The following is an 18,295-nucleotide window of genomic DNA, read 5'->3' as shown; positions in this document are numbered from 1 at the left end:
CGGCTGGCGGCCGCCGCAGGACGCCAGGGTCAGCGCCAGCGCGGCGAGCGCGCATGCCTTGGCGATCCGTGCGGTCATCACTTGCCCTGCCCTTTCGCCTTCTTCCGGGCCTCGGCAATGCGCGCGCGCACCTGATCGGGCGCGGTGCCGCCATGGCTCCTGCGGCTGGCGACCGAGGCGTCGACCGTCAGCACCGCATAGATACGCTCATCGATCCGCGCATCAATGGCCTTGAGCGTTTCCAGCGGCAGATCGGCAAGCTGCACGCCCGCCGCCTCCGCCGCCGCGACGGCGCGGCCGGTGATGTGGTGCGCCTCGCGGAAGGGGACGTCGCCTTCGCGAACCAGCCAGTCGGCAAGGTCGGTGGCGGTGGCGAAGCCGCTTTCCGCAAGGCCGCGCATGCGCTCGGTGCGGAAGGTCACGGTCTCTATCATGCCGGTCATCGCCGCGATGGAAAGGCCGAGCAGGTCGTGCGCCTCGAACACCGGCGGCTTGTCGTCCTGCATGTCCTTCGAATAGGCGAGCGGCAGGCCCTTCATCGTGACGCAGAGCGCGTTCATGCAGCCCATGATCCGGCCCGCATGGCCGCGCACCAGTTCGGCGGCGTCGGGGTTGCGCTTCTGCGGCATGATCGAGCTGCCGGTCGAATAGGCGTCGGGCAGCTTCACGAAGCCGAAGGGCTGGCTGGCCCAGATGATGAATTCCTCGGCCAGGCGCGAGAGGTGCAGGCTGCACTGGGTCGCGGCCATCAGGTAATCGAGCGCGAAGTCGCGGTCCGACACGCTGTCGAGGCTGTTGTCGGTCGGCTTGGCGAAACCGAGCGCCGCCGCCGTGGCGTGACGGTCTATGGGAAAGCCCGTCCCGGCCAGCGCCGCCGCGCCCAACGGGCATTCGTTGAGGCGCGCGCGGGCGTCGGCGAAGCGGCTGCGGTCGCGGCGGATCATCTCATGATAGGCCATGAGGTGATGGCCGAGCGTCACCGGCTGCGCGGACTGGAGATGGGTGAAGCCGGGCATCACCGCGTTGGCATGCTCCTCCGCGCGGGTCAGCAGCATGTCCGACAGGCCCTGCAGGCCCGCCTCGACCTCATCGATGGCGTCGCGCACCCAGAGGCGGAAATCGGTCGCCACCTGGTCGTTGCGGGAGCGCGCGGTGTGCAGCCGCCCCGCTGCCGGGCCGATCAGTTCCGCGAGGCGCGACTCCGTGACCATGTGGATGTCCTCCAGGTCCAGGTTCACCGGCACGCCGTCCGCCTCATATTCGGCGGCGATACGGGTCAGCCCCTCGGTGATCGCTTGCGCGTCCTCGCCATCGACGATGCCCTGCTTGGCCAGCATCGCGACATGCGCCTTCGATCCGGCGATGTCCTGTTTCCACAGGCGCTTGTCGAACGGGATGGACGCATTTATCTCCCGCATGACCGAAGCCGGACCGGCCGCGAAGCGTCCGCCCCACATGCTGTTGGAGCTTTTTCCCGTGCGATCATCCTTACGCTGCGTAATGACACTGCTCCTGCTGGCTGGCCTTGGCGCGTGCGATAAGCAATCCCCGCCCGCCGGGCAAGGCCCGAACGCCACCAGCGGCGAGGCGACGGGGCCGGCGCAGAGCGGGAAGGGCGCGTTCAGCTATACGCTCGACAGGTCGAAGGCGGGGACGCCTGCCCCCGGCTTCACCTTCCAGAACCCCGACGGGAGCGATGCGAAGCTGAGCGATTTCGCGGGCAGGCCGATGCTGGTCAACCTCTGGGCGACATGGTGCGCGCCCTGCGTGGCGGAGATGCCGACGCTGGACGCGGTGGCGGCGGATTATGGGAAGAAGGGGCTGGCCGTCCTCACCATATCGCAGGACAGCCAGGGCGAGGCGGTGATCAAGCCCTTTTTCGAAAAGCATCCGCTGCCGCATCTCAAGGGCTGGATCGACCCGGAAAACCAGTTCGGCTTCCACTACAACACCGGCATGCTGCCCACCACGGTCATCTATGACGCGCAGGGCAAGGAAACGGCGCGGGTGGTCGGCGCGATGGATTGGAACAGCAGGGAAGGCCGCGCATTGATCGAGGCGGCGATGGCGAGTTGATCCCCATCCCCTCCCCGCTCGTCATGCCGACATGGCAGGCATGACGGCTGAGGGCGGAATTTTATCTAAACGAACTTCGGTCAAAAATCCGCCATGCGCGCTGCTTGCAAAATGCGCAGCGCCACATGCGCGCTAATCAATTGCCATTTCGCCGCGCAGCATGGCAGCCTGTCCTGATTTTTAGCGGAAATGAAGAAGAAATATTTAATTTTTTCTATCATTTTGTGCAGTGCGGTAGAGGTTTCCTCCAGGAACTTCGTTGAGCCCCTTGTCATAAATAAATGCAGAACAGGGGGCATAGATGACAAGATTATCCGCACTTCGCCTTTCATTGGTGCTGGCCTCGTCCTGGTCGGCCTGCGCAATGGCGCAAGAGGCGCAGTCGCCGCAGGTCGATGACGGCGGCGCCATCATCGTCACCGGCACCCGCGCCGTCGGCATGCAGGCAGCCGAAAGCGCCGCGCCGATCCAGGTGCTGAGCCAGGAGGCGATCAGCCATGTCGGCCAGCCGAACCTGAACCAGGTGCTGACCCAGATCGTGCCGAGCTTCACCGCCCAGACGCAGGGCACCGACCTTTCCAGCTTCTCGCTTTCCGCCCGCCTGCGCGGCCTCAGCCCGAACCACACGCTGGTGCTGGTCAACGGCAAGCGCCGCCACGGCAACGGCATCCTCCAAGTGATCTCCGGCGCGTTCCAGGGTTCGGCCGCGCCCAGCATCGACCTCATCCCGCCGGACGCCATCGCCCGCGTCGAAGTGTTTCAGGAAGGCGCGGCGGCCGTCTACGGCACGGACGCCATTGCGGGCGTCATCAACTTCATCCTCAAGGACAACAACGAGGGCGGCAGCTTCAAGGTCACGGGCGGCCAATATTATGACAGCGAAGGCGAGCTGTTCTCCGCCTCCGGCAATATGGGCTTCAAGCTGGGTGAGGACGGCTTCTTCAACCTCAGCCTGTTCCACCGCCGCCAGGATTACACCACCGTCGGCACCGGCCAGGTCCAGATCACCAGGCCCGACGGCACGCTTCAGCCCAACACCCCCGCCCAATGGTCCAACCTGGCGGGCGACGCCTTGGCGGGCATCAACGGCGGCCAGCCCAAAACCTACCTGACCGAAGCCTTCTACAATATGGGCTATGATTTCGGCGGGATCGAACTGTACAGCTTCGGTGACTATGCCCGCCGCATCGGCTACGCCAAGCAGGGCTACCGCCATCCCAAGCGCATCTGCTACGAAACCGGCAATCTTGGCGGCGGCATCACGCCCGCGGCCTATAATCCCAATATCTGCTACAGCGATACCGGCACCTGGGGCATGGTTCCGCTCCAGCATGTGATCGAGGACGAATATAGCTTCACCGTCGGCGCCAAGGGCGAGGCTTCGGGCTGGAATTACGACCTCAGCACCACCTATGGCTATCAGAAGGACGACATCTGGACCGAATCGTCGGCCCATCGCGAAGTCTGGCAGGAAAGCTACGCCGCGTCGCTGCAGGGAATCGGCAGGCCCAATACGGTGGACAAGGCCTATGACGGCGGCTTCCGCCTGAGCCAGACCACGGTCACCGCCGACATCCGCAAGGAATTCGACGCCGGCATGGCCGGTCCCCTCACCTTCGCGTTCGGCGGCGAATATCGCCGGGACACCTATGAGATCGTCGCGGGCGATTATTATTCGACCTATAAGACCGGCGTTCAGTCCTTCCCCGGCTACAAGTCGACCGACGCGGGCAAGTTCCGCCGCAGCTCGCGCGCGGGCTACATCAACCTGATCGCGGAGCCGGTCGAAAACTGGTCCGTCGACCTTGCCGGCCGTTACGAGGATTATACCGACTTCGGCGACACGACCATCGGCAAGATCACGACCCGCTACGACTTCAGCGACGCCTTCGCACTGCGCGGCACGGTCAGCACCGGCTTCCGCGCTCCCACGCTGGCGGAGCAGAAATATTCGACCATCAACGTCGGCCCGACCAGCGCCGTCGCGCAGCTCCCTGCCGGCACCCCGGCCGCCGCGCTGCTGGGCTTCAATTCGCTGAAGCCTGAAAAGTCGAAGAACTTCTCGGCCGGCATCGTGCTGCGGCCGGTGCCGAAGCTGGCCATCACGGTCGACGGTTATCTGATCAAGATCAAGGACCGCATCACGGGCACGGCGGCGCGCAACGCCGTCCTGAACGGCGTGCCGCAACCGGGCGGGGCGCAGATCCTGAGCGCGCTCAACTCCGCGGGCATCGTCCTCGACAGCGCGCTGTTCACCAGCGGCACGATCGGCGTGTCCAGCTTCACCAACGGCATCGACACGCGCACCTGGGGCATCGATTTCTCGGCCGCCTATCCGGTCGCGTTGGACTTCGGCACGCTGAACCTGTCGCTGACGGCGAACTACAACAAGACGAAGATCACCAACAACAAGGTCGGCTATCCGATCTTCAACGCGGCGTCGGAAAGCAATATCGAGCGTTCCAACCCCGACTATAAGGTCGTCGCCGGCGCGCTGTTCAAGAGCGGGAAGTTCACGCTCAACCTGCGCGAAACCTTCTACGGCAAGACCAGCATCCTGGTCCGTCCCGGCTTCACGCCCGGCGGGGGCTTCATCCCGAACGGCGGCTTCCTGATCGCGGACGGCGCTATCGTGAACGGGGTCAACGCCAACCAGCTCTATTTCAACGGGGTGGTCAAGGCGACCGCTCTCACCGATCTGGAGGCGGGTTACGACTTCACCGATTTCGTCACCTTCTCGGTGGGCGCGAACAACCTGTTCAACAAGCGTCCGGAAGTGCCGAAGGTGATGGAAGGCGTCACGCCGGGCGCGGGCGTCTCGCCCTTCATCAACGGCGCCGGGGCCTATAACAGCTACTATGGCCATGGTCCCTACAGCACGTCAGGCGGCTATTATTACGCCCGCCTCGACTTCAAGTTCTAAAGCGTCACGAAGGGAGGGCCGGTCCGGAAAGGACCGGCCCTTTTTGCATCGGGGAAATAGGCATATGAAGAAATGGCTCGCCCTGTTCCTGGCCCTCGGCGCCACGCCGCTGGCCGCGCAGCAGCCCCCTTTCTCCCCCGCCGTGCGGGCGGGCGACATTCTCTATCTTTCGGGCCAGATCGGCCGGGTGCCGGACGGCATGGACCCCCATAAGGAGGGCTTCGACGCCGCGGTTCGCGGCGCGATGGATTCGATCGGCAGGATCCTCAAGGACAATGGCCTCGACTTCGGCCATGTCGTCAAATGCACGGTGATGCTGGACGATATGGCGGACTGGCCCCGGTTCAACGGCACCTATGTCAGCTATTTCCAGGGCAAGCGGCTGCCCGCCCGAAGCGCATTCGGCGCGGACGGGTTGGCCATGGGAGCGCCGCTGGAGATCGAGTGCATCGCGAGCTTCAAATAGAAGCGCCGATGGCGACGACCGAAGGCCCTAAGGTTCGCCCTTCGACTCCCGCATCCGCCGTTCCGCGAACCATTGCTCCAGCATCTTGGCGGTGCAGCCGGTGAAGCCGTTGCTGCCGATGGCGGAGCAACCGCCCGGCAGGGCCTGCCGCTGCACCTGCTCCATGGTCGCGACCTGGCTGCCCCAGCCGGGGCCGCCGGCCGGCTCCGGCTTTTCGCGCAATTTCCGGGGAATGCGATAGCGTTCGGATTCGGGCTTGCGCGCGCAGACGATGATCTCGTCGCCCTGCCCCTTGGGGCAAGGATCGTCGCCATAGACTACCAGGTTGAAGATTTTTTGGGGCGGTTGCGCATGGGCCGCGCCGGCGAAAGTCAGGGGCGCCAGCGCGACGGCGGCGAGGGGAAGGGCGGTGAGGAGGCGCATCGATCCATATTCCTTGTTCGTCCCCTGTCCCGCCGTCCGGATTGCCCGGTTTGCGGCAGCCTTCTTCCAGACGGCGCGCCGCGGCGCATGCCGTCACTGCTGCGGAGTCGTTCCCTGCGGCGTCGCTTCAGCCGCACCTTGCTGCTGTTGCTGGGCGGCCCGCGCCTTTTCCTCCGCGACGGCCTGCGCCTCGATCGCCTTGCTTTCCGCATCGATGGTGGAGAGGCGCCGGGCCCGCTCCGCCTCGACCAGATCCTTCCAGTTCGCATTGTCCGCGGCCTGCCGCTCCGCCTTGGCGAGCCGCGCCAATTGCGCGAAGCAGCCGGTGGCCCCGCCGCCGCCGACCGGCGAGCAGCTTTCGGTGCCGCTGCGGCCGACATATTCCATCGACCTCACCCGTTCTCCCCAGGCCTGGTGGCTGGGCTGGTTCGGATCGCCGCGCAACGGTTCGGGAATGCGGTAGCGTTCCTCCTCGCCCTTGCGCGCGCACACGACGATGTCGCTGCCCTGGCTTTGCGGACAGGGATCGTCGCCATAGACGATGACCAGGTTGACGCGTTCCGGCCCCGCCTGCGCGGCGGGGGGTTGTTCCTGCGGCACGCTTGGCCCCTGCTGCGCCAGCACGGGGGAAGCCGTGCCCAGCAAAAGCATGGCGGCGATCAGGCTGGTCTTCATCATGCTTCTCCTCAGATGCGCTTCGCCTTAGATATACCTAGAAAGGGCGATGGCGGCACGACAGCCCAATCGGATGGCGCCCGACAATAAGGGATAGGCCGGAGCCTGCTCCGCGCCATGGGCGATGGCGGTTTCGCGATGCTCCACCTCCTCCGCCTGGAAATCCGCGATGACGGTGGAGAGTTCCGGATCGTCCTCTCCCAATTGCTCCAGCTGCTCGGCATAGTGCCGGTCGATCTCCGTCTCGATCGCGGCGGTGCAGGCCATGGCGGCGCGCGGCCCGATCGCCGCCGTCACCGCGCCCAGCGCAAAGCCGGCGACATTCCAGATCGGCTGCAATGCGGTCGGCCGCACCCCCCGCCGCGCGATCATGGCGTCGAAATGCTTGCGATGCCGTTCCTCCTGCGCGGCCATGCCGGCGATCAGGCGGGAATCGGGATGCCGATCCCCCATGACGGCCAGTTGCCCGGCATAGATGCGGGTCGCGCCGAATTCCCCCGCCTGATCGACGCGCAGCATCGAGGCGCGCTCCGCGTCGGTCACGCGGCGGCCGGGGCGCGGGAAGTCCTTTACGCTCATGCCTTGCTCCCTTTTCCGATCAGCAGCACCAAGATGAGGAGCGCGGCCACGCCCGACAAGAGGCCGTTATAGCCCGCCATCGAAATGCCCAGCAGGCTCCAGGGCGCCACGTCGCAGCGGGTGATCGGCGTCGCCATGATCTGGTTGAGGATGTCCGCCGGATTGCCGCCGGCCGGGCTGGTCGAGCAGGCGGTGAGCCCTTCCCACCAGCCATATTCGACGCCCGCATGGAACAGGCCGATGCCGCCGCCGATGCCGATGGCAAGGCCCGCCAGGCCCGTGAACAGCGCGCTCACGCAGGCCTTGCCGCGCATCGCATAGGCGACCAGCGCCAGCGGGATCGCGGCGAAATGGGCGTAACGCTGCCACCAGCACATTTCGCAGGGGTGCATCCCCCCAACATATTGGAAGGCATAGGCGCCCGCCAGCATGGCCAGGGGAAAGATCAGCGCCAATGCGCGGGCGAGGGGCAGGTTTGTCATAGCGTTCGCTTAAACCGTCCCGCGGCTTTCGTCATGCTGAACTTGCGGTGGTGAAAGGGAACGGGGAAGGTTCTATCCGCTTTATGTAACGTGCTCCTGCGAAGGCAGGAGCAGGTTGGTTTGTGGAGATCGCCCTAGCTGTCAGTGCGTGGCGGGTTTGCGGGCGGGAGTGGCCTGCGCCACCGCCCCGCCCGGCCTGGCCGCCAGGCGGGCGATGGTCTTCAACGCATAGTCGAGCTGGAAATCCTCGATCCCCTTCTTCTTCAACTCCTCGGCCGTGGCGGCGAAGCGGGGGTCGTCCTTGCTGTCCTCTTCCAGCGCCGCATTGTCGGTCTTGATCTCGTTGATCAGGTGCCGGCGCAGGTCGCTTTCGCGGAATTTCGGGCGATTCTTGTAATCGGGGTCGCTCAGTTGCGGCACCCTGACGTCCGGTTCGATCCCGCCTTCCTGCACGGATCGGCCAGACGGCGTGTAATAGCGCGCCGTGGTCAGCTTGAGCGCCGTGGTGTTGCTGAGCGGCAGCATGGTCTGGACGCTGCCCTTGCCGAAGCTGCGTTCCCCCATCACCAGCGCGCGATGCTGGTCCTGCAGCGCGCCCGCGACGATTTCCGATGCGGAGGCGGAGCCAGCGTCCACCAGCACGATCACCGGCAGGCCCTTCGCGTCGTCGCCGGGCTTGGCATAATAGCGCTCGACATCGCCCTTGTTGCGGCCGCGCTGCGACACGATCTCGCCGCGCTCCAGGAAGGTGTCGCTGACCGACACGGCTTCGTCCAGCAACCCGCCGGGGTTGGACCGCAGGTCGAGGATATAGCCGGTGGGCTTGCGCCCCAGCGACTTGTCGATGCTGCGGATCGCCTGGCGCACGTCGGCGCCGGTATTGGCGGAGAAGCTGACGATGTTGATGACGCCGATGCCGTTCTTCACCTCCCACTTCACCGGCTTCAACTGGATGATCTCACGCGTCAGGGTGAGGTCGATTGGCTTGTCGCGGCCGGGGCGGACGATGGTGAGCTTGATCTGCGTGCCCGGCGCGCCGCGCATCTTGTCGACCGCCTCGTCCAGCGTGCCGCCATAGATGAGCTGCCCGTCGAGATGGGTGATATAGTCGCCCGCCTTGATCCCGGCGCGCCAGGCGGGGGTGTCCTGCGTCGGCGCGATCACCTTCACCGCGCCGTCCTCCTGCGTGACGGAAAGGCCCAGGCCGCCATAGCTGCCCTCCGTCTGGGTGCGCAGGTTCTGGAAATCGCGGGCGTCGAGGAAGCTCGAATGCGGGTCCAGGCTGGCCAGCATGCCGTCGATCGCGCCCTTGATCAGCTTTTCGTCGTCGACCTTCTCGACATAGTCGCTGCGGACCTTCTGGAACACGTCCATGAACTCGTCGAGCGCCTTGTAGCTGCTTGCCTCCCCATCGGCGAGCGCCGCGGTGGTGGCAGGGATGAGCGCGAGCGCGCCAAGGGCGACGGCGCCCCGGAAGAAATTGGATTTCATGCGTGTCCTGAGTCCTGGCATCGAAACGGCAATATAGGGCATTTCCGTGCAGACGCAAAAATCTTGCTCGCGCCCCTAAACAGGCCGATGCCCCCTGCGCCATTTGGCGAACAGGTGCCGCGCCAGCATGGCGGGCGGCATCCGCAGCCAATGGGACCGCAGGTAGAAGGCGAAACGCAGCAGCCTGCGCCTTTCCCGTCCCCACCCGTCGCGCGCCAGCAGCCGGGCCATGACGATCCGGTCCCAGAGCGTGAGCCGCGCCCCTTCGCCATAGAGCGCGTTGGCCAGCCGCCGCGCCTGCCGCACATGGGGCAGCAGGCCATGCCGCGCCGCCCGCGCCTCCAGCGCCGCGCCGTCAACGCCGTCGAGCAGGCAATATATGTCCCAGAGGTTGCGAAGCCCCCCCGCCAGATCGCCGTCCGCCAGCAGATGCGCCGCCGCGTGGCAGACCCGGTCCTCGGGCGAGAGCATGGACAATTGGTTGGTGATGGGAACCGCCTGCGCGATCATCGCCGCCGCATCCGGCGTCTGCCGCGCCGTCAGCGGCAGGACGGTGTGGTGCACGTCGATCATCCGGTCCCGCGCCGCATGGATCATCGGCGGCAGTTCATGCATCCACTGCCGGTAATAGGCGTCGTCATAGGGGTCGTCCTTGACCCATTCCCATCCCGCGTCGATCAGCGCCCGCTCCACCCGCTCCATCGCATCGCGCGGCACCAATATGTCGAGATCGCCGATGAAGCGCCCCTGCCCGGCGCGCAGCCCCGCCGCCGCATAGGCCGTGCCCTTGAGCAGCACGACCGGCACGTCCTGGCCGGCAAGCGCCTCCGCCGCGCGATCCGCCTCCCACAATGCCTGCCTGGCCTCGCGCTCCGCATCCAGGCGGGCGTCGGACAATATCGGCCGCACCGCCGCGGGCACGGGCCGATCCCCGATTCGCAGGGCGAGCGTGCCGATCAGCCGTTCCGCCCTCGCCATCGCGACAAGGGCGTTCCACCCGCCCGCATCCAGCGCCGCCACCCCGTCGGGGTCGCGCAGGGCCTGCGCCAGCCGCCGGGCATTCATGCCAGTTCCTCCCAGAGCCGCTCCACCAGGGCGATGGCTTCGTCGCCCGACGGAAAGTCGATGGCGCGCGCGGGGACATTCCCGACAAAGCGGCTCAACGCCGCAAAGCCCGGCTCGCCCAGCGCGACATAGTTGGTCGATGCCTGGGTCAGCCGCATGAAGACCTCCCCCTGGCCGACCGGGCGCACGTCCGCTTCATGGCCGAAACGCGGGAACAGCAGCAGCGCGGGCGGCGCGCCTTCCGTCATCCGCGCCACCGCTTCCCCGCGGGGGACGAGGTGGCGAATATCGCCCTTGGCCGTCCCCGCGAGCATCGGCCCCATGCGCTGCGCCGGCGCCTCCGCCGCGATGACGTCGATGGCGCGGTTCTTGAGCGAGACGAGGCGGGGAAAGGGAAAGATCGCCCCGGTTTCCAGGTCGAGCAGCGCGAATTCGTCGCCCATCAGCCGCCAGCCCCGCTCGCCCAGTTGCGCGGCCAGCGTCGACTTGCCGGAACCCGATTCGCCGGTCATCACCAGCGCCCGCCCATTCTTTTCCACGCTGGAGGCATGGAGCAGCAGGTGCCGCCGCCAGCCGAGCGCCATTTGCAGGTTCATCCCCATTTCCGCCGCCAGCAGCCCGTGGGCAAGGCTCATCGGCGCGGCGTCGGCCAGCCCATGATCGCCGGTGATGAAGATGGATGGCCGAAACCAGCGCCGGAACGGCCCCGCAGGCTCCAGCCGCACGGTGAAGTCGGCTATCGCGTTGGCCGGCATGGGATAATCGGCATAGAGTCGCGCCAGCGCCTCCACCGGCTGCCGCCATGCCGATCCGATGCGGAAGGTCGCCGGACCGATCGTCAGGGTCAGGTCATGGTTCACGCGATGCGGACCAGTCCAAGCGCGGCCAGTTCCGCCAGATGCGCCTCCACCAGCGGCAGGGCCTCCCCCGGCTCGCCCGGATCGTAGCGCCGGGCCAACTGCCCCAATATCTCGTCCGCCGTCAGCGCCGCGCCATCGTCCAGCGTCGCCAGTATCTCCGGCACCGGGCTGATCGTCATATGGGTCTGCCCCGATGGGCGGTGGTAGAGCAGCACCATATCCTCCAGCGCGCAGCATAGGATGGCGTCGGGGCTGTCCTGGCAATAGCGGGCTGGCATGGTCGCGGAATTCGGCCTTCGGATGGGACTGTCGCGCTATCCTTAAGATAAAGGCGTAGCCAAGTGCCTAACGCGACAAGCTGTTTTGCGCGACGCCCCGCCACCGCATGCCGCCGGATCGCGCCAGCCGGACAAAGGCGCGCAAATAGGCGTCGAGCGCGCTTTCGACCCCATGCTCCTTCACCGCCTCCCCCAGCCGCGCCGCCGGCGCTGGATGGGCGAGCGCCCAGAGGATCGCATCGGCAAAGGCATCGGCATCGCCCACCGGCACCGGCGCATGCTGGCCCGCGGCGGCGAGCACGGGACGGATATTCGGCGTCGAATCGGTCGCCACCACCCCCGTTCCGCAACCTAGCGCCTCGATGAGCGTCGCGACGAGCCCCTCCCAGCGCGAGGGTTGCAGCAGCAGATCGGCATCCGCCATCAGGGCCGCCAGTTCCGCCGGATCACCGACGAAGCCCGCAAAATCCACCCGTTCCGCTATCCCCAGCCGCTCGCAAAGCGCCTTCAGGTCGCGGCGCAACGGCCCCCGTCCGACGATCTTCAGGCGCCAGTCGAGATGCTTCAGCCGGGCAAGCGCCAGAAGCGCCGTCGCATGGTCCTTCTGCTCGACCAGCCGCCCGACCATCAGGAAATGCCATGGGCGCCCGTCGGTCCTGGCTCCGCGTTGCCGCCGCAGTCGTTCCAGCAGCGGCGTCACTGTCGGGCGCGGCAGCAGCGTCACCTGCCGGCCCGCGAGCGGCCCGGCCTGCGTCAGCGTCATCCGGTCCGCCTCGCCCATCACGATGGTCATGGCGCTGGCCCGGGCGATCGCGCGGAATCGGCTGCGCCTGATCCAGGCGGACAGGCCGCGCTGGCCGGGGCGGACGATCGGGTTGGAAATCCGGCCCACCGCCCGCGTCGCCGTGCCCAGCGCCGCCAGCGCGCACAGCATGTTGCTCTGATTGCCCGCGGAATAGAGAATATCCGGGCGCCGCCGCCGCACCATGGCGGCCAGCGCCGGGAATTGGGCGATCATCGACAGCCGCCGCGAAAAGGGCGGCGCCGGTACGCGACGGACCGGCACGGCGGGATCGATGAGGCCCGCCACCGGGCCGTCAGTCCGCGTCATCCACAATTCCACGTCCACGCCGCGCTTCAGCAGATGATTGGCGAGCAGAATCGCCACCCGATCCAGGCCGCCATCGCCGGGTTCATAGAGGTAGATCGCGACCGAATAATCTTGCTTCACCCAATGGGGTGCATGGAACATGGGGCCGCCCTTGCTGCGCCTGACCGGATCGTCGAAGCCTCGACGCCGTCAACGCCATCGATCCGTAAAAGTTCGGGTGGAAATGATGCGCCCCCCTCAGCGGGGCATTTGCAGCGATGCGTAGCAGGTGAAGCCGCTCGTCCCCGACTGGAGGCGGCGGATATAGTTCAGATAGGCCTGATTCTGCTCATAGCCGGTGCCCGGCAGCCGGCCGCCGCGCATGGCTTGGCGGACCTGTTCCCCGCTGAAGCTCTTGCCGGCGGGGAACGCGCCCTGGGTGCCCGCCGGCACCACCTGACCGTTGGCCGCGATATAATTGCCGGCCCTGCCCTGGTCGGGAACGGGTATCGTGCAGTTGAGCACCGACGCGGCCGTGTTCGCCAGCGCCGGCCGGATCGATATGATCGCCGATGCCGCGACGGCGCCGCCCATCAGCAACTGGCGGCGCGACGGCGCGGCAGGGGCATCGTCCCGCGACTCGGCTTCCTTCTGTGGGGGGAACGGCTCGCTCATGTCATCCTGATCCGCTATCGCGCTTGCCAAATTGTAAAAATTGCCGGCTACTGCGGCCCTCTTTGCAGCAAATGCCTCAAATTTCCAGCATGGTAACCATGAATCGCCTGACCGCTTCCCAGATCACCGCCTCGCTGGCCGTTCTGCTGCTCGGCACCGGGGGCGCGTTGATGATGGGGGCGGGGCCGCTCGACATCCTCCTGCCGGTGCTGGCGGCGCTGCTGGTGCTCGCCATCTGCGCGGCCGGGCCGGATCGCGCCGAACCCGCCCTGTCGACCATGCTGGCGGAGGTGCCGGACATCGTCGCCCATCCCGACGCGCGCGACCTGATGGAGGCCATGGCCGACCCGCTGATGCTGATCGAGCGGGGCCGGATCGTCGCCGCCAACCGCGCCGCGCAGCGGCTGCTGGGCGCGCATATAGAGGGGGAGGATGCCCGCATCGCCATCCGCCATCCCGCCGCCGCCGAACGGCTCGCCAGCCAGGCGCCGCTGTCCGAGCCGGTGACGATCGAACTGGTCGGCCTGGGCGCCCGCGACCAGCGCTGGCAGATGCGGATCGCGCCAGTGGGGGAGGACGGCCATGTCCGGCGGCTCGTCCATCTGGCCGACCATAGCGGCGCCCATGCGGCGGAAAAGATGCGCGTCGATTTCGTCGCCAACGCCAGCCACGAACTGCGCACCCCGCTCGCGGGCATATTGGGCTTCATAGAGACGCTGGCCGACCCGGAACTGGGCAAGGACGACGAAACCCGGCAGCGCTTCCTGAAGATCATGGACGGGGAGGCGCGGCGGATGCAGCGGCTGATCGACGACCTCATCTCCCTTTCCCGCATCGAGGCGGAGAAACACAGGCTGCCCGAAAGCGCGGTCGACCTGTCCGGCCTGGTGGCAGAGGTGGTGGGCGTGTTCCGCGCCAGCCACGGCGAACGCGGGCGCGACGTGGAGATGGAGATCGCGCCCGGCCTGCCCGAAGCGCAGGGCGACCGCGCCCAACTGTCCCAACTGCTCCATAATCTGATCGGCAATTCGGTCAAATATGGCCGGGCCGGCACGCCGATCCGCGTGTCCCTGTCCGATGGGCCGAACGGCCTGTTGCGGCTGACCGTCGCGGATGAGGGCGAAGGCATCGGCCCCGATCACCTGCCGCGCCTCACCGAACGCTTCTACCGCGTCGATTCGGGGCGCAGCCGGGCGGTGGGCGGCACGGGGCTGGGCCTCGCCATCGTCAAGCATATCGTGGAACGGCATCGCGGACGGCTGGACATCGCCAGCGTGCTGGGCAAGGGCACCACCATCTCCATCCTGCTGCCCCGCTTCGCAGCCGAGGAAAAGGCGGTCGCGGCAAAGGCCTGAACGAAAAAAGACGGCGACAGCGCGGCCTTCCGCCGTCAATGTCATAAAAGTGCAATCCCATTGTCACAAAGGCGCGACGTACCGCGGCTACGGCGCGTGCCCAGAGGGGGGCGGCGAAAAGCGAATCGCGGCCTTTTGACGAAGGAGATTTTCCGGTGAAGCATTTTGCCCTGATGACCGCGACCGCCGCCGCACTCACTCTTGCCGGCTGCGGCCAGCAGTCCGGCGGGGGAGCCGGCGCCACCCGCGACCAGATCCGCGCCGTCGGCTCCTCCACCGTCTACCCCTTCGCCACCGCGATTGCCGAGATGTTCGTTCAGGGCAATCCCGGCATGAAGTCGCCCATCGTCGAATCGACCGGCACTGGCGGCGGCATGAAGCTGTTTTGCCAGGGCGTGGGGGCGCAGCACCCCGACATCGCCAACGCCTCGCGCCGCATGAAGAAGTCGGAATTCGAGGATTGCCGGAAGAACGGCGTCACGGACATCGTCGAAATCCAGATCGGCGTGGACGGCCTGGCCTTCGCGGAATCGAAAAACGGTCCCGGCCTCAAGCTGACCCCCAGGATCGTCTATGAGGCGCTGGCCGCCAATCCCTATGGCAAGGGTCCGAACAAGGCGCAAAGCTGGAAGGATGTCGACCCCAGCCTGCCCGCCACGCCGATTTCCGTCTTCGGCCCGCCGTCCACCAGCGGCACCCGCGATTCGCTGGCCGAACTGATCCTGACCAAGGGCTGCGAGAGCGACCCGGCGATGAAGGCGCTCAAGGAAAAGAGCGAGGACGAGTTCAAGGCCACCTGCACCCGCATCCGCGAGGACGGCAAATATGTGGACTCCGGCGAAAACGACAATCTGATCGTCCAGAAGCTGGGCGCCAATCCCAACGCGCTCGGCGTGTTCGGCTACAGCTTCCTGGAGGAGAACAAGGACAGGCTGAAGGACGTTTCCATCAACGGCGTCGAGGCGACCTATGAAACCGTGTCCACCAGCCAATATCCCGGCGCGCGCCCGCTCTACATCTACGTCAAGAAGGCGCATATGCAGGCCATTCCGGGGCTTCAGGCCTATCTCGACACTTTCGCGGCGAACTGGGATCCCAACGGCGCGCTGACCAGGCGCGGCATGGTCGCCGCGCCGGAGGACGTGCGCAAGGCGAGCGCGGCAACCGTCAAGTCGCTGGCGGTCCTCGACGGTTCGCAGCTCAAGTAAGACAGGCGAGATGACAGGTTCCGCCACCTTCCTGCTGCTGGCTGGCCTGGGCGCCATAGCCTGGGTCAGCGCCCGCGCCCGCGCCCTGCGGCTGCAAGGCGCGGCGCGGGCCTCCGGCCGCCGCGACGCCGTGCATAGCCTGCCGGGCTATCATGGCTGGTATGTCGCGCTCTGGACGCTGGTGCCCGCCGGCATCTTCCTGGCGGTCTGGACGAATGTCGCGCCGGGCCTGGTCACGCAGGACGTGCTGGGCAGCCCGGCGGCGCAGGCCCTGCCCGCCGACGATTTCTCGCGCTCCGCCATATTGGGCGAAGCGCGGGCCATCGCCACGGGGGTGCAGGCGGGGGCGTTCAACCCGCTGTCGCAGGGCCTGGTCGAACCCTATAGGGACGCCATCGGCAAATATGGGCTGGCGGGCACGGCGCTGGCGATCATGCTGGCCTTTGCCGGGGGGGCCTATGCCTTCACCCGCGTCCGCCCCGATTTCCGGGCGCGCACGCGGGTCGAGCGGCTGGTGATGGCGACCCTGCTGATCGCTTCCCTGCTGGCCATCGTCACGACGCTGGGCATCGTCGCATCCCTGCTGTGGGAGAGCTTCCGCTTCTTCTCCATGGTCAGCCCCGTCGATTTCCTGTTCGGCGCCAAGTGGAGCCCGCAATCGGCCGCGCTCGGCTATGGCAATGACGACGCCTTCGGCGCGGTGCCGCTGTTCTGGGGGACCATCTTCATCGGCGCGATCATCGCCATGGCCGTCGCCATCCCGCTCGGCCTGATGAGCGCCATCTACCTCACCCAATATGCCAGCCCGACCGTGCGCAGGTGGATGAAGCCGACGCTGGAGATGCTGGCGGGCGTCCCGACCGTGGTCTACGGCTATTTCGCGGCGCTCACCATCGCCCCGGCGCTGCGCGACTTCGCCGTGACGATCGGCATCCACGGCGCCTCTTCGGAAAGCGCGCTGGCCGCGGGGCTGGTGATGGGCGTGATGATCATTCCCTTCGTCTCCTCCATGGCCGACGACAGCATCGCCGCCGTGCCGCAGTCGATGCGCGACGGCAGCCTGGCGATGGGCGCCACCACCAGCGAGACGATCCGCCGGGTGCTGATCCCCGCCGCGCTGCCCGGCGTCGTCGGCGGCGTGCTGCTGGCCGTCAGCCGCGCCATCGGCGAGACGATGATCGTGGTGATGGCGGCGGGCCTGGCCGCCAACCTGACGCTCAACCCCTTCGCCAGCGTGACGACGGTGACGACGCAGATCGTCCAGCTTCTGACCGGCGACCAGGAATTCGACAGCGCCAAGACGCTTGCCGCCTTCGCCCTGGGGCTGGTGCTGTTCATCGTCACGCTGCTGCTCAACATCGTGGCCCTGCGGGTCGTGAAGAAATATCGCGAGGCTTACGACTGATGACCGCTGAACGCCTCCCCACCGACTGGAAGTCGGACGCGATGCGCAGGCGGATCGCCCGGCGCTATGCCGCCGAGCGCCGCTTCCGGGCCGCAGGGCTGTTCGCCGTGCTGCTGTCCGCCGCTTTCCTCGCCTTCCTGCTGTTCACCATGGTCGGCAATGGCCTGCGCGGCTTCACCGGGACGGAGATCGCGGTGAAGGTGGACTTCCCCGCCTCCCCGCTGCTGCTCGACCCCAACGCCATCACCGACCAGGCGCTCGCCAACGCCAACCTGCCGATGGTGACGGGCGAGGTCGTGAAGAAGGCGCTGGGCGCGAATGCCGAGGATTGGGTGGCGCCCACCGCATGGACCGCGCTGCGCGACGCGATCAAGGCCGATCCGAAGATCCTGGCGCAGACGGTGACGATCAGGCTGCCCGCCGCCACCGCAATCGACCTGGCCGCCAAGGGCGACGGGTCGCCCGAAGCGGAAGCGGCGGTGGCCCGGCTGGACAAGGCGGGTCTGCTGACGACCGGCATCAACTGGGGCTTCCTGACCGCCAGCGACGGCACCGATCCGACGCAGGTCGGCATCTGGGGCGCGTTCAAGGGGTCGCTGCTGACCATGCTGGTGACTCTGGCGTTGAGCTTCCCCATAGGGGTCGCGACCGCCGTCTATCTGGAGGAATATGCGCGCAAGAACTGGATGACCGACATCATCGAAGTGTCGATCAACAACCTCGCGGCCGTCCCCTCCATCATCTTCGGCCTGCTGGGCCTGTCGATCTTCCTCAACTTCCTGCACCTGCCCCGCTCGGCGGCACTGGTCGGCGGCATGACGCTGGCGCTGATGACCATGCCGGTCATCGTCATTGCGGGCCGCAACGCCATCAAGTCCGTGCCGCCCAGCATCCGAGACGCGGCGCTCGGCATCGGGGCAAGTCCGGTGCAGGTGGTGTTCCACCATGTGCTGCCGCTGGCCCTGCCCGGCATCCTCACCGGCACCATCATCGGCATGGCCCGCGCCTTGGGGGAAACCGCGCCGCTGCTGATGATCGGCATGCGCGCCTTCATCGCCACGCCGCCGGGCGGGATCACCGATCCGGCGACCGTGCTGCCGGTGCAGATCTTTCTCTGGTCCGACGAAGTCTCCAAGGGCTTCGTCGAAAAGACCTCCGCCGCCATCATCGTCCTGCTGGTCTTCCTGCTCGCGATGAACGGCCTCGCCATCTACCTGCGCAACAAGTTCGAAAGGCGGTGGTGA

At 66.9% G+C, this 18,295-nt stretch carries 19 protein-coding genes; 7 read left to right on the top strand and 12 right to left on the bottom strand.

The genetic code is table 11. From position 1 onward, the window contains the following. Positions 1 to 77: 77 nt before the first annotated feature. Positions 78 to 1,457, bottom strand: coding sequence for an argininosuccinate lyase (gene argH, locus L286_RS47430; protein WP_021224239.1), 1,380 nt, complete (start codon positions 1,455 to 1,457; stop codon positions 78 to 80). Positions 1,458 to 1,500: 43 nt separating this feature from the next. Here argH and L286_RS47425 point away from each other — a divergent pair, with 43 nt between their 5' ends. Then, on the top strand, positions 1,501 to 2,076 hold the full coding sequence (locus L286_RS47425) for a TlpA family protein disulfide reductase (RefSeq protein ID WP_021224238.1): 576 nt from the start codon (positions 1,501 to 1,503) through the stop codon (positions 2,074 to 2,076). Positions 2,077 to 2,156: 80 nt separating this feature from the next. Here L286_RS47425 and L286_RS47420 read toward each other — a convergent pair whose 3' ends face one another. Next, positions 2,157 to 2,408, bottom strand: a complete 252-nt coding sequence (locus L286_RS47420; protein ID WP_021224237.1) for a hypothetical protein — start codon at positions 2,406 to 2,408, stop codon at positions 2,157 to 2,159. On the opposite strand from L286_RS47420, the gene L286_RS47415 reads away from it, so the two are divergent. Then, positions 2,378 to 4,999: a TonB-dependent receptor plug domain-containing protein gene (locus L286_RS47415; protein WP_031293718.1), complete on the top strand. Its 2,622-nt coding sequence runs from the start codon at positions 2,378 to 2,380 to the stop codon at positions 4,997 to 4,999. The genes L286_RS47420 and L286_RS47415 overlap by 31 nt on opposite strands. A gap of 64 nt (positions 5,000 to 5,063) precedes the next feature. Beyond that, positions 5,064 to 5,465 (top strand): RidA family protein, encoded by a 402-nt coding sequence (locus tag L286_RS47410; RefSeq protein WP_021224235.1) that lies wholly within the window; start codon positions 5,064 to 5,066, stop codon positions 5,463 to 5,465. A 27-nt stretch (positions 5,466 to 5,492) separates the two neighbouring features. Here the strand turns inward: L286_RS47410 and L286_RS47405 are convergent, their stop codons facing one another. The 10 genes from L286_RS47405 to L286_RS47360 form a co-directional block, all read right to left on the bottom strand. Continuing rightward, on the bottom strand, positions 5,493 to 5,888 hold the full coding sequence (locus L286_RS47405; protein ID WP_021224234.1) for a hypothetical protein: 396 nt from the start codon (positions 5,886 to 5,888) through the stop codon (positions 5,493 to 5,495). Between the two features lie 93 nt (positions 5,889 to 5,981). Continuing rightward, positions 5,982 to 6,566, bottom strand: a complete 585-nt coding sequence (locus tag L286_RS47400; RefSeq protein ID WP_021224233.1) for a hypothetical protein — start codon at positions 6,564 to 6,566, stop codon at positions 5,982 to 5,984. Positions 6,567 to 6,590: 24 nt separating this feature from the next. After that, positions 6,591 to 7,142, bottom strand: coding sequence for a demethoxyubiquinone hydroxylase family protein (locus L286_RS47395; protein WP_021224232.1), 552 nt, complete (start codon positions 7,140 to 7,142; stop codon positions 6,591 to 6,593). After that, positions 7,139 to 7,624, bottom strand: a complete 486-nt coding sequence (locus tag L286_RS47390) for a disulfide bond formation protein B (RefSeq protein ID WP_021224231.1) — start codon at positions 7,622 to 7,624, stop codon at positions 7,139 to 7,141. The genes L286_RS47395 and L286_RS47390 overlap by 4 nt, the downstream gene beginning before the upstream one ends. 141 nt (positions 7,625 to 7,765) lie before the next feature. Further along, positions 7,766 to 9,115, bottom strand: coding sequence for a S41 family peptidase (locus L286_RS47385; protein ID WP_013041016.1), 1,350 nt, complete (start codon positions 9,113 to 9,115; stop codon positions 7,766 to 7,768). A 75-nt stretch (positions 9,116 to 9,190) separates the two neighbouring features. Further along, on the bottom strand, positions 9,191 to 10,180 hold the full coding sequence (locus L286_RS47380) for a nucleotidyltransferase domain-containing protein (protein ID WP_013041018.1): 990 nt from the start codon (positions 10,178 to 10,180) through the stop codon (positions 9,191 to 9,193). Further along, positions 10,177 to 11,040 (bottom strand): HprK-related kinase A, encoded by an 864-nt coding sequence (locus L286_RS47375; RefSeq protein ID WP_021224230.1) that lies wholly within the window; start codon positions 11,038 to 11,040, stop codon positions 10,177 to 10,179. The genes L286_RS47380 and L286_RS47375 overlap by 4 nt, the downstream gene beginning before the upstream one ends. Next, on the bottom strand, positions 11,037 to 11,318 hold the full coding sequence (locus L286_RS47370; RefSeq protein ID WP_007687550.1) for an HPr-rel-A system PqqD family peptide chaperone: 282 nt from the start codon (positions 11,316 to 11,318) through the stop codon (positions 11,037 to 11,039). The genes L286_RS47375 and L286_RS47370 overlap by 4 nt, the downstream gene beginning before the upstream one ends. A gap of 67 nt (positions 11,319 to 11,385) precedes the next feature. Beyond that, the gene (locus L286_RS47365) at positions 11,386 to 12,570 is read right to left on the bottom strand and encodes a glycosyltransferase (RefSeq protein ID WP_021224229.1); all 1,185 of its coding nucleotides are present in this window, start codon (positions 12,568 to 12,570) and stop codon (positions 11,386 to 11,388) included. Between the two features lie 96 nt (positions 12,571 to 12,666). After that, on the bottom strand, positions 12,667 to 13,083 hold the full coding sequence (locus L286_RS47360) for a hypothetical protein (RefSeq protein WP_007687549.1): 417 nt from the start codon (positions 13,081 to 13,083) through the stop codon (positions 12,667 to 12,669). A gap of 98 nt (positions 13,084 to 13,181) precedes the next feature. Here L286_RS47360 and L286_RS47355 point away from each other — a divergent pair, with 98 nt between their 5' ends. The 4 genes from L286_RS47355 to pstA all read left to right on the top strand — a co-directional run bounded on the left by L286_RS47355 (position 13,182) and on the right by pstA (position 18,295). Further along, positions 13,182 to 14,438, top strand: coding sequence for an ATP-binding protein (locus L286_RS47355; RefSeq protein WP_021224228.1), 1,257 nt, complete (start codon positions 13,182 to 13,184; stop codon positions 14,436 to 14,438). A 155-nt stretch (positions 14,439 to 14,593) separates the two neighbouring features. Then, a complete protein-coding gene (locus tag L286_RS47350) occupies positions 14,594 to 15,646 on the top strand; it encodes a substrate-binding domain-containing protein (protein ID WP_013041024.1) in 1,053 nt (350 codons plus the stop codon). A gap of 10 nt (positions 15,647 to 15,656) precedes the next feature. After that, positions 15,657 to 17,051 carry a phosphate ABC transporter permease subunit PstC gene (pstC, locus tag L286_RS47345; RefSeq protein WP_021224227.1) on the top strand — a complete coding sequence of 465 codons (1,395 nt, stop codon included), beginning with the start codon at positions 15,657 to 15,659 and terminating at the stop codon, positions 17,049 to 17,051. Continuing rightward, a complete protein-coding gene (gene pstA / locus L286_RS47340; protein ID WP_021224226.1) occupies positions 17,051 to 18,295 on the top strand; it encodes a phosphate ABC transporter permease PstA in 1,245 nt (414 codons plus the stop codon). Before pstC ends, pstA begins: the two co-directional genes overlap by 1 nt.

This window comes from Sphingobium sp. HDIP04, from assembly GCF_000445085.1.
GTDB classification, from domain to species: domain Bacteria; phylum Pseudomonadota; class Alphaproteobacteria; order Sphingomonadales; family Sphingomonadaceae; genus Sphingobium; species Sphingobium indicum.
Note: the sequence above shows the minus strand (reverse complement) of the source record. Positions and strands in the feature narration are given on the sequence as shown.

Coding starts and splice junctions, on each gene's coding strand:
- argH (WP_021224239.1), bottom strand. CDS start 1,457: ATGTGGGGCGGACGCTTCGCGGCCGGTCCGGCTTCGGTCATGCGGGAG.
- L286_RS47425 (WP_021224238.1), top strand. CDS start 1,501: ATGACACTGCTCCTGCTGGCTGGCCTTGGCGCGTGCGATAAGCAATCC.
- L286_RS47415 (WP_031293718.1), top strand. CDS start 2,378: ATGACAAGATTATCCGCACTTCGCCTTTCATTGGTGCTGGCCTCGTCC.
- L286_RS47420 (WP_021224237.1), bottom strand. CDS start 2,408: ATGAAAGGCGAAGTGCGGATAATCTTGTCATCTATGCCCCCTGTTCTG.
- L286_RS47410 (WP_021224235.1), top strand. CDS start 5,064: ATGAAGAAATGGCTCGCCCTGTTCCTGGCCCTCGGCGCCACGCCGCTG.
- L286_RS47405 (WP_021224234.1), bottom strand. CDS start 5,888: ATGCGCCTCCTCACCGCCCTTCCCCTCGCCGCCGTCGCGCTGGCGCCC.
- L286_RS47400 (WP_021224233.1), bottom strand. CDS start 6,566: ATGATGAAGACCAGCCTGATCGCCGCCATGCTTTTGCTGGGCACGGCT.
- L286_RS47395 (WP_021224232.1), bottom strand. CDS start 7,142: ATGAGCGTAAAGGACTTCCCGCGCCCCGGCCGCCGCGTGACCGACGCG.
- L286_RS47390 (WP_021224231.1), bottom strand. CDS start 7,624: ATGACAAACCTGCCCCTCGCCCGCGCATTGGCGCTGATCTTTCCCCTG.
- L286_RS47385 (WP_013041016.1), bottom strand. CDS start 9,115: ATGAAATCCAATTTCTTCCGGGGCGCCGTCGCCCTTGGCGCGCTCGCG.
- L286_RS47380 (WP_013041018.1), bottom strand. CDS start 10,180: ATGAATGCCCGGCGGCTGGCGCAGGCCCTGCGCGACCCCGACGGGGTG.
- L286_RS47370 (WP_007687550.1), bottom strand. CDS start 11,318: ATGCCAGCCCGCTATTGCCAGGACAGCCCCGACGCCATCCTATGCTGC.
- L286_RS47365 (WP_021224229.1), bottom strand. CDS start 12,570: ATGTTCCATGCACCCCATTGGGTGAAGCAAGATTATTCGGTCGCGATC.
- L286_RS47360 (WP_007687549.1), bottom strand. CDS start 13,083: ATGAGCGAGCCGTTCCCCCCACAGAAGGAAGCCGAGTCGCGGGACGAT.
- L286_RS47355 (WP_021224228.1), top strand. CDS start 13,182: ATGAATCGCCTGACCGCTTCCCAGATCACCGCCTCGCTGGCCGTTCTG.
- pstC (WP_021224227.1), top strand. CDS start 15,657: ATGACAGGTTCCGCCACCTTCCTGCTGCTGGCTGGCCTGGGCGCCATA.
- pstA (WP_021224226.1), top strand. CDS start 17,051: ATGACCGCTGAACGCCTCCCCACCGACTGGAAGTCGGACGCGATGCGC.